This is a genomic window from Microcystis sp. M31BS1 (assembly GCF_020245285.1).
GTDB classification, from domain to species: Bacteria; Cyanobacteriota; Cyanobacteriia; order Cyanobacteriales; family Microcystaceae; genus Microcystis; species Microcystis panniformis.
In genome coordinates this window covers 1-8,745 of record NZ_JADBVE010000029.1, presented here as the reverse complement: position 1 = coordinate 8,745, position 8,745 = coordinate 1, and the positions used below count along the sequence as shown (strand labels likewise).

9 protein-coding genes are annotated in these 8,745 nt (G+C 44.6%); all 9 read left to right on the top strand.

Annotation, left to right across the window (positions count from 1 at the left end; all coding sequences use genetic code 11):
- Positions 1–608 precede the first annotated feature (608 nt).
- The 9 genes from IM509_RS01630 to IM509_RS01590 all read left to right on the top strand — a co-directional run bounded on the left by IM509_RS01630 (position 609) and on the right by IM509_RS01590 (position 8,485).
- Complete coding sequence (locus tag IM509_RS01630; protein WP_185237993.1) at positions 609–1,220, top strand: IS607 family transposase; 612 nt, start codon at positions 609–611, stop codon at positions 1,218–1,220.
- 281 nt (positions 1,221–1,501) lie between these two features.
- Positions 1,502–2,518, top strand: coding sequence for a thiamine phosphate synthase (locus IM509_RS01625; RefSeq protein ID WP_072925725.1), 1,017 nt, complete (start codon positions 1,502–1,504; stop codon positions 2,516–2,518).
- A 353-nt stretch (positions 2,519–2,871) separates the two neighbouring features.
- Entirely contained in the window at positions 2,872–3,081 is a 210-nt protein-coding gene (thiS, locus tag IM509_RS01620; RefSeq protein WP_043999042.1) for a sulfur carrier protein ThiS, read from the top strand.
- Between the two features lie 33 nt (positions 3,082–3,114).
- The gene (locus IM509_RS01615) at positions 3,115–4,251 is read left to right on the top strand and encodes an anhydro-N-acetylmuramic acid kinase (RefSeq protein ID WP_185237905.1); all 1,137 of its coding nucleotides are present in this window, start codon (positions 3,115–3,117) and stop codon (positions 4,249–4,251) included.
- Positions 4,248–5,018, top strand: coding sequence for a peroxiredoxin-like family protein (locus IM509_RS01610; protein ID WP_185237906.1), 771 nt, complete (start codon positions 4,248–4,250; stop codon positions 5,016–5,018). The genes IM509_RS01615 and IM509_RS01610 overlap by 4 nt, the downstream gene beginning before the upstream one ends.
- A 598-nt stretch (positions 5,019–5,616) precedes the next feature.
- The gene (locus IM509_RS01605; protein ID WP_002758813.1) at positions 5,617–5,928 is read left to right on the top strand and encodes a ferredoxin; all 312 of its coding nucleotides are present in this window, start codon (positions 5,617–5,619) and stop codon (positions 5,926–5,928) included.
- 207 nt (positions 5,929–6,135) lie between these two features.
- Complete coding sequence (locus tag IM509_RS01600) at positions 6,136–6,900, top strand: MBL fold metallo-hydrolase (RefSeq protein WP_272079321.1); 765 nt, start codon at positions 6,136–6,138, stop codon at positions 6,898–6,900.
- Positions 6,860–7,405 carry a rhodanese-like domain-containing protein gene (locus IM509_RS01595; protein WP_002786812.1) on the top strand — a complete coding sequence of 182 codons (546 nt, stop codon included), beginning with the start codon at positions 6,860–6,862 and terminating at the stop codon, positions 7,403–7,405. The genes IM509_RS01600 and IM509_RS01595 overlap by 41 nt, the downstream gene beginning before the upstream one ends.
- Positions 7,406–7,606: 201 nt before the next feature.
- Complete coding sequence (locus tag IM509_RS01590; RefSeq protein ID WP_052276551.1) at positions 7,607–8,485, top strand: sulfite exporter TauE/SafE family protein; 879 nt, start codon at positions 7,607–7,609, stop codon at positions 8,483–8,485.
- Positions 8,486–8,745 lie beyond the last annotated feature (260 nt).

The following is an 8,745-nucleotide window of genomic DNA, read 5'->3' as shown; positions in this document are numbered from 1 at the left end:
TCAAGAACGTAGGTTGGGTTGAAGCATGAAACCCAACGCCCGCATGGGTTACGCTACCGCTAACCCATCCTACAAATAATTGTGCCTCCCTACTTAGTTCAAAAAAAAATCTCTCAAATTGTTACAAAACTTAATCAAGAGAGGTACAATGTATAAAACTTAACAGTTTTGATCGTTAAAACTAGAGTTGCAGAAGAATTAATTCCCTAACGGGGAAAACGGGGAGAAGGCAATTCATCCCCACAGCAAGGTCTTTTTAGTCCCCTAAAAATGTCACCCCTGCGACCCCCGGACAAACTCAGGTTTTAGAAAGACCAAAAATCCCGTCTAATATCTCTATCTAAAGAGGTATGACTAATTTTCCCAAATCATCTATAGTTACCAGCGTAGGTCAATGGCAGTATAAAAGTGGACAACTGACTGTCTAAAGTTGGACGATTCTCTCTCGAGAAATTTCTTTAATTAAAACCGGGTTAAGTTAAGACGCATTTAAACACCTTATTCTTAGATTAGCCGAATCTAACCCAATCCCTTTACTGTTGCCTCTTGCATGAGTGCCTCTTTCCTCATCTCAACAAGCAATTTAAATACTTAACAGCTTATATACTATGAATACTCTCATCACTATTCGAGAAGCTTCCGATTTACTCGGGGTTAGCATTAAAACCCTCCGGCGCTGGGAACAACAGGGTAAAATTGCCTCAATTCGTACCCGCGGCGGTCATCGCCGATTTCGACGGGGAGATATCTTACAATCTGTACAAGAAACTGGATTTATTGTGGGCTATGCTCGTGTTAATCGACCTGAACAAAAACCCCAATTAGACACCCAGATAAAAGCGTTAGAAGACTTTTGTCATCAACAGGGTCAACCCTTTGAAATTCTCACCGATATCGGCGACGGAGTCAGGCACAATCGCCCTAATTTTATGCGTCTAGTGAAGATGATTTGTCAGGGTGAGGTGAAATGTCTAGTTTTAACCCATGCGGAAAGTGTCAGTCGCTTTTGTCATGATTTTATTTTGGGTTTGTGCCGTCTCTTCAAAATCCAAGTCATTCTCCTCAATCAACCCCAGGAATCCATTGCAGCTGAGGATTTAGTGGACGATCTGCAAGCCCTCGTCACCATCTGTTACGATCATCTCTACCCACTACATAACCCGGCTCATCGGCAATTACTAGAATACCTAGGGGCGCTTAAGAATCTCCCGCCAGCTTAAAATTGTCCTTGGCGTGGGTTTCTCCTCCCTCTTTGTTGCCTGTCTGATGCCGCCTCTACTGTTCCCCGAACCAGGGCCAAGAATAGTAATATTTGAGATGATAAAGATAATATGATCCCCCCTTGCCCTAGGGTTGATTCAAGGTAGGGTTGATTCATGAATCAACCCTACCCCTTGCCTCCCTTAAAAAAAGGGGGAAAACCAGGAAAGTTCCGTTTTCCAAGCTGGATTGAGGGGGATCAAATTGGCTGACGGCTATATTGACATCCACATTGACGGCAATGAAACTAGAAACCACGGCGATTAAACGGATTCTCGATGCTAACCTTGACCGCGCCAGAGAAGGACTGCGAATTATCGAAGAATGGTGTCGTTTTGGCTTAGATAATCCCGATTTAGCCCAAGAATGTAAGGAAATGCGCCATCAATTAGCTAGTTGGCACTCGATCGATCTTAAACGACATCGGGACACAGCCGGCGATATCGGCAGGGATTTAAGCCATCCCAGGGAAGAAATCCGGGAGACTGTCGAGGGACTGCTGCAGGCCAATCTCGCTCGCGTACAGGAGGCTTTTCGGGTTTTAGAAGAATACGGTAAACTCTATGATCTGGAGTTAGGGATAGCCTGTAAACAGCTACGCTATCGGGTTTATCAGCTAGAGAGTAAACTATTAATCTCGCCACCTCTGGAAAAACTAAAAGCATCTCCCCTCTATCTAGTCACTTCTCCCGCCGAAAATCTGCTAGAAATCGTCGAATTAGCCCTAAAAGGAGGTTTAAAATTGGTGCAGTACCGCCATAAAACCGCCGTTGATACCATTCGTTTAGAAGAAGCCGCTAAACTGTGTGAGTTATGCCACCGTTACGATGCTTTGTTTATTATGAACGATCGCGTCGATATTGCTCAGGCCATTCATGCTGATGGTGTTCATCTCGGTCAACAGGATGTACCGATTTCCCTAGCGCGGCAATTTCTCGGCCCAACGGCAATTATCGGCCGGTCCACCACTAATCCCCAAGAGATGGCCAAAGCAATCCAAGAAAAGGCCGATTATGTGGGAGTCGGGCCGGTTTATGCTACCCCCACCAAAGCGGGAAAAACCCCGGCAGGATTGGAATACGTCCGTTATGCGCGGGAAAATTGCCCTTTACCCTGGTTTGCGATCGGTGGTATTGATAGTAATAACATTAAAGAGGTTTTAGAGGCAGGAGCGCAACAGGTAGCTGTAGTCCGGGCCATCATGGAAGCGCAGCACCCCGATGTGGTGACACAACAATTATTAAACCAATTAAAGTAGGGTGTGGGTTGTAGGGTGTGGGGTGTAGGGTGTGGGGTGTAGGGTGTAGGGTGTGGGGTGTAGGGTGTGGGGTGTAGGGTGTGGGGTGTAGGGTGTAGGGTGTAGGGTGTAGGGTGTAGGGTGTGGGGTGTGGGGTGTAGGGTGTAGGGTGTAGGGTGTAGGGTGTAGGGTGTGGGGTGTGGGGTGTGGGGTGTGGGGTGTGGGGTGTGGGGTGTGGGGTGTGGAAAAATGGGGAAATGGGGGAGTGGGGAGATAGGGGAATTTCAACTAATACCCTAAAACCCTAAAACCCCAACTCTCAACTCCTGTCTCCTGTCTCCTCCGATTAACTTGATTCGTTTATATCCAAATCCATGTCAGAAATAACCTTGCAAATTAACGGCAAAACTCAAACCTGTTTACCCGCAACTAAACTAGGGCAAATGTTAGAAAATTTGGGCATGAATCCTCGGTTAGTTGCCGTGGAATATAACGGGGAAATCCTCCATCGTCAGTATTGGGAAAACACGGAAATCAAGGAGGGGGATAAATTAGAAATTGTTACTATTGTCGGAGGGGGATAAAATAATCAACAATCGACAGTTGAGGGAAAAAACTTGTTAGTTATCGGTTTAATCAGTGGCACATCGGTGGATGGTATCGATACCGCTTTAGTGGAGATTAGCGGTACAGTGGAATCTCCACAGGTGCAATTATTAGCTGGAGAAACCTATCCCTATTCCCCCCGATTACGCGAGACAATTTTACAAGTCTGTGGGGGAGAAAAGCTCGACCTTGAAGCTTTAGCCAGCTTAGATGATGATATCGCCGCAGAATTCGCCCGTGCCGCTTTAAATATCCAAAAAGAAGCCCCAAAAGCCCAATTAATCGGCAGTCACGGTCAAACTGTTTTTCATCGACCCCCCGCAAACGATCGCCTCGGTTACACGGTACAATTAGGACGGGGAGCAGCGATCGCAAAAATTACCCGTATTCCCACCATTAGCAATTTTCGCGCTGCCGATATCGCCCAAGCTGGTCACGGTGCGCCCCTAGTGCCGAAAATTGACGCTTATCTGCTTTCTCACCCCACTAAAACCCGCTGCGTCCAAAATATCGGCGGTATTGGCAATTTAACCTATCTACCCCCCCGACAAAGGGAAAATTGGCAGCAAAAAATTTTCGGTTGGGATACTGGCCCCGGCAACGTCCTCATCGATTTGGCCGTACAATTTTTGAGCCAAGGCCAACAAACCTACGACCATAACGGTCAATGGTCGGCCCAGGGTCAACCCTGCTCCGAATTAGTTCATAAATGGCTACAGGAGCCTTATTTTCAACAATATCCCCCTAAATCCACTGGCAGAGAGTTATTTAGCCCCGCCTATCTAGCCCAATTGCGCGAGGATGCCCAAGCTTATTGCCTCAGTGATGCCGACTGGTTGGCTAGTTTAACCGATTTAACCGCCATTTCGATCGCCCACAGCTATCAAACCTTTTTGCCAGAAATGCCCGCGGAAGTGCTGCTCTGCGGTGGTGGCGCTCGTAATGCCTACCTGCGCCAACGACTCCTAGCACATTTGGGGTCAAATGTCAAGCTTTTGACCACCGATGAGGTAGGATTAAATAGCGATTTTAAAGAAGCGATCGCTTTTGCCCTCTTGGCCTATTGGCGCTGGCACAATTTCCCCGGTAATTTACCGCAAGTCACGGGGGCAAAAGCAGCGGTTTTATTAGGAGAAATTTACCTATGAGCAGCAGCTATGAAATATTTTCAACAATTCAACGCCAAAGGGTCAGCGATGGGCAAATAGTGCCAATTTTAAGCGATTGTGCCGATTATAAACGTCTTTTAATTCTTGTTTGGCCGCAATTGGGAGATTTTGATAGTCTCGAATACGCTTGGTGGTTAGAAAAAGAGGCAGCCCTTTGGCAAAATGCTGGGATAACCATTCGTGCCATCGGTATCGGCGATCGCAATTCAGGTTTAAAATTCTCTGAATATACGAAATTTCGGCAAGATTGGCTGTTTGTTGACCCCAAAGCCGAATTACACAATTTATTAGGACTTTATCGCGGTTTATCGTTAAAATTACCTGGGTTTTCTCCCGGACAAAATGCCTGGTTAAATCTAATTTTTATGTGTGCGGGTGTGGGTAGTCCGGGGACTCTGGCCGAAGTGCTGCGGGGTTATCTTGGCGATCGCAAAGCCCCCCAATTAATTGCCGAGGAGGAAACAATACAAGCGCGGCCTTTACCAGCTTTCCGGGGTTCCCTATTCAATCTTGCTGGGGGTCAAGGTTTTCAGCGACCTTTTGAATTAGCCACCCTGAGACTTCGTAATATGAGTCAAGTTTTGGGCAATTGGTCAACATATATCCCCGATAGTAGTTATCTCACCCAACGGGGAGGGACTTTTTTATTTGATAGTCAAGGAAATTTACTCTATGAGCATCGGGATCAAGGTATCTTGGGATTTGCTGAGAATATGAGTTATCCCCTCGCTTTTTTGCAGGATTAAGCTTTTTTATTCTGCATCTCGCTCACTCCCAACTCTTGACTTTTACCTTTTCTAGCTGATAGCTAAAAAACTACTTAAGTAGGGCTTGCTGAATAATGGTAAAACCCTTTTAAAATAAGGCTTTTGACCTGTTAAAGTCCGATGTTAGTGCAAGAAAATAGGATTGGGACTTTCAAAAACCTTGCATTATCCTTCTTGTAGTACATCGCTTGGTACAAAAAACAAGGGCAACAAAGCCTGAAACGACCGGCTCCTGACGACCGGCTACTGACTCCTACCCCCAGGAAAAACTTTTTCAGCAGACCCTAATTACACATTTCGATCAAGCTTTTGCTCCTTGCCTATCTTCACTAGGAAATTTATTTTGCATGACTACTTATTACCTAAAGATTGATGAGATTATTTAACGATTGATCCACAACTATCGGGGGTTATTTACCTAAGAGATAAGTAAATATTATTTTAAGTTTATTTAAGGCTGTCATTACTAATGCTAAGTTGAGCCGGGTAAATTTTCCTGTAGTATCAAAAGGAAAACTCATTCGACCCGTTCAGTTTAAACGGCGAGAGAAGGGATTTTAAGACTGAGGAACAACCTATGGCAAAAAAAACAAAGACAACCACTTATAAAGTCACCCTGAAAACACCTGGTGGCGACCAGACAATTGATGTTCCCGATAATGAATATATTCTCGAGGCAGCAGAAGCAGAAGGATTAGATTTACCCTTTTCTTGCCGTGCTGGTGCTTGCTCTAGTTGCGCTGGTCAAATCGAATCTGGTAGCGTTGATCAGTCTGATCAATCCTTCTTAGATGATGATCAAATTGAAGCGGGTTATGTCCTCACCTGTGTCGCCTATCCTACTTCTGACTGTGTGATCGTCACCCACAAAGAAGAAGATTTGTACTAATTTAACTCAATATTTATTTGGGGGTTAGATACTCCAACAATAATAGAGCGGGAACTGCAAGAGCGACAGTTCTCGCTTTATTTGTATTTTTGCCTCTTGACTCGACAGTGAGATACAGCCAAAAAATTAATCCTGCTAGAGGTTTTCTACAAATTCATAATTATATGGTAGTATAGTTATAAAGTTATATAAAGGGAGTCAGAGATAATGCTATTCCGTCAGATGTTTGATTCCGAAACCAGCACTTATACTTATTTGATTGCCGATCCCGTCAGCAAGGAAGCGGTATTGGTGGATCCAGTGCGGGAACAGGTGGAAAGGGATGATCGGCAATTACAGGAGCTAGGATTAACGCTAAAATACTGTTTAGAAACCCATATTCACGCCGATCACGTCACAGGAACTGGAAAATTAAGGCAAATCACAGGCTGTCTGGGTATAGTTCCCGAAAATGCTCAAGTAGCCTGTGCTGATCGCCATCTGGCAGATGGAGAGGGATTGTTACTAGGAAATATCACCATCAAAGCGATCGCTACTCCTGGTCACACCGATAGTCATCTAGCCTATTTAGTCAATAACAGTCATATTTTGACGGGAGATGCCCTATTTATCCGAGGTTGTGGTCGTACCGACTTCCAAAGCGGCGATGCTGGTACCCTCTTTGATTCGGTCACGCAAAAACTTTTCACTCTCCCCGATAGTACCCTGGTTTATCCCGGCCACGACTATCGCGGTTTAACTGTCTCCACCATTGCCGAAGAAAAACAATACAATCCCCGTTTTCTCGGACGTAACCGCAGACAATTTATCGAGTTTATGAACAGTCTTAATTTACCAGATCCCAAAAAGATCATGGAGGCAGTTCCCGCTAACCAAGGCTGCGGTAATTTAGGAGTTGTTTTAGCTTCAAGATCCATTCAGGAGATTAACGATGACCAATACCACAAATCAGGCAAAATTACTAGAATTTGATGCCCATACTTTAAAAAACTTAATTGAGCGTCGAGAAGTTTGCTTAATTGACGTGCGAGAACCGGGGGAGTACGCAAGCGATCGCATTCCAGGGGCGAAATTAGTACCACTTTCCAGTTTTAACCCCGATTCGATCGCTTTTGACCCCAATCAAACCCTAGTTCTCTACTGTAATTCCGGCAGCAGATCCACTGTAGCAGCACAAAAACTGATTGCGGCAGGATTTAGCCAAGTTGCCCAGCTTAAAAACGGCTTAAATACTTGGAAAAGTGCGGGTTATGCCACCGAAAAAGACCAAAATGCGCCAATTAGCCTATTCCGTCAGGTGCAGATCGTCGCTGGTTCCTTAGTAGTCCTCGGAACAGTATTAGGAGCCTTTCTCTCGCCTTGGTTCCTGATTTTAAGCGGTTTTGTCGGTTCTGGTCTAGTTTTTGCGGGGATTAGTAATACCTGTGCTTTAGCTATGCTTCTGGCTAAACTTCCCTATAATCAACCCCATCAGTAAGCAGTAATCAGTCATCAGTAATCAGTAACCAGTAAATAATGAAATATGATTTGCTGATAACTGATAACAAGAGAAGAATCTAAAACCTAAGATGTACTTAGTTTCTAGCCTTCTTTTTAGGTAGGAGAATTGTCAGATTCTTTACTTGGGGCCTGTTGCCTTCAGAAACTGATAACTGATAACTGATAACTGATAACTGAAATGACTTGGTTAATTGGACATTTATTAGCCGTTTGTACGGGGATTAGTCTGGGATTGTTAGGAGGAGGAGGTTCTGTACTAGCATTACCGATTCTAGTCTATGTGATGGGAGTACCGACCAAATCTGCGATCGCTATGACGCTTCTAGTCATCGGTAGTGTCAGTTTACTCGGCACGATTCCCCACTGGAAAAAAGGCAACATTAACTTAAAAACCGCTTTTATCTTCGGTTCTGCCACGATGGTAGGGGCTTTTTTGGGAGCAAGATTAGCCACATTACCCTTTGTCACTGCCACCTTCCAGATGCTCCTGTTTGCGACACTAATGCTCCTAGCGGCAGCCTTTATGATCCGCAGATCAGCACAGATAGATAATCCTGATTATAAAGCCCGCGATCGGCAAAAAAATCTGACTCTCTACCCCCAACCAGTCTGCCGATATTGCTGGCTCTGGTTAATGAGCGAAGGAATTGCTGTGGGTGTCCTGACGGGATTAGTTGGGGTTGGGGGAGGCTTCGCTATCGTTCCCGCGCTGGTATTATTGGGTAAAATCCCCATGGTTCAAGCGATCGCCACTTCCCTGCTGATTATTTTCCTCAATTCTGTAGCCGGATTACTGGGTTATTTAGGTCATATTAGCGTCGATTGGCAGTTAACCCTATCCTTTGCTTTTGCGGCTGCCCTCGGTACTCTTATCGGTTCCTATCTGGGACAGTTTGTGTCCGCAAAACAGTTACAAAAAGGTTTTGGTTATTTTCTCTTAGCGATCGCAACTTTAGTTTTAATTCAAAATCGTCACATCTTGCACAATTTCCTGACTCCGAAAGGCAATTCTATCATCCCGGCGGAGAAGACTATCAATCGAACTGAAGTCAATTAAATCTCGATACTGGGAGAATTGCTGCAATACTGATCAGCTGCTTGCCTATCCACATCACTTGTTAAAACTGCATGGGAGAGGCACTGGAGCTTTTTGCTGTTTAAGACTGATAACTGATAAGGGACTTCCAGAGAATAAAATACCCAACAAAAAAATAGAAAAGTGTTTTTTTGAAAAAGTAATTATTTTTGTCTAGGAAAACAAAGAGTCTCCCATTACAACCTATTTTTCCGAAAAAAAATAGCAGCATAAACTTTTAT

Bases quoted from the DNA above. Each gene is read 5' to 3' on its own strand.
- IM509_RS01630 (WP_185237993.1), top strand. From the start codon at position 609: ATGAATACTCTCATCACTATTCGAGAAGCTTCCGATTTACTCGGGGTT.
- IM509_RS01625 (WP_072925725.1), top strand. From the start codon at position 1,502: ATGAAACTAGAAACCACGGCGATTAAACGGATTCTCGATGCTAACCTT.
- thiS (WP_043999042.1), top strand. From the start codon at position 2,872: ATGTCAGAAATAACCTTGCAAATTAACGGCAAAACTCAAACCTGTTTA.
- IM509_RS01610 (WP_185237906.1), top strand. From the start codon at position 4,248: ATGAGCAGCAGCTATGAAATATTTTCAACAATTCAACGCCAAAGGGTC.
- IM509_RS01605 (WP_002758813.1), top strand. From the start codon at position 5,617: ATGGCAAAAAAAACAAAGACAACCACTTATAAAGTCACCCTGAAAACA.
- IM509_RS01600 (WP_272079321.1), top strand. From the start codon at position 6,136: ATGCTATTCCGTCAGATGTTTGATTCCGAAACCAGCACTTATACTTAT.
- IM509_RS01595 (WP_002786812.1), top strand. From the start codon at position 6,860: ATGACCAATACCACAAATCAGGCAAAATTACTAGAATTTGATGCCCAT.
- IM509_RS01590 (WP_052276551.1), top strand. From the start codon at position 7,607: ATGACTTGGTTAATTGGACATTTATTAGCCGTTTGTACGGGGATTAGT.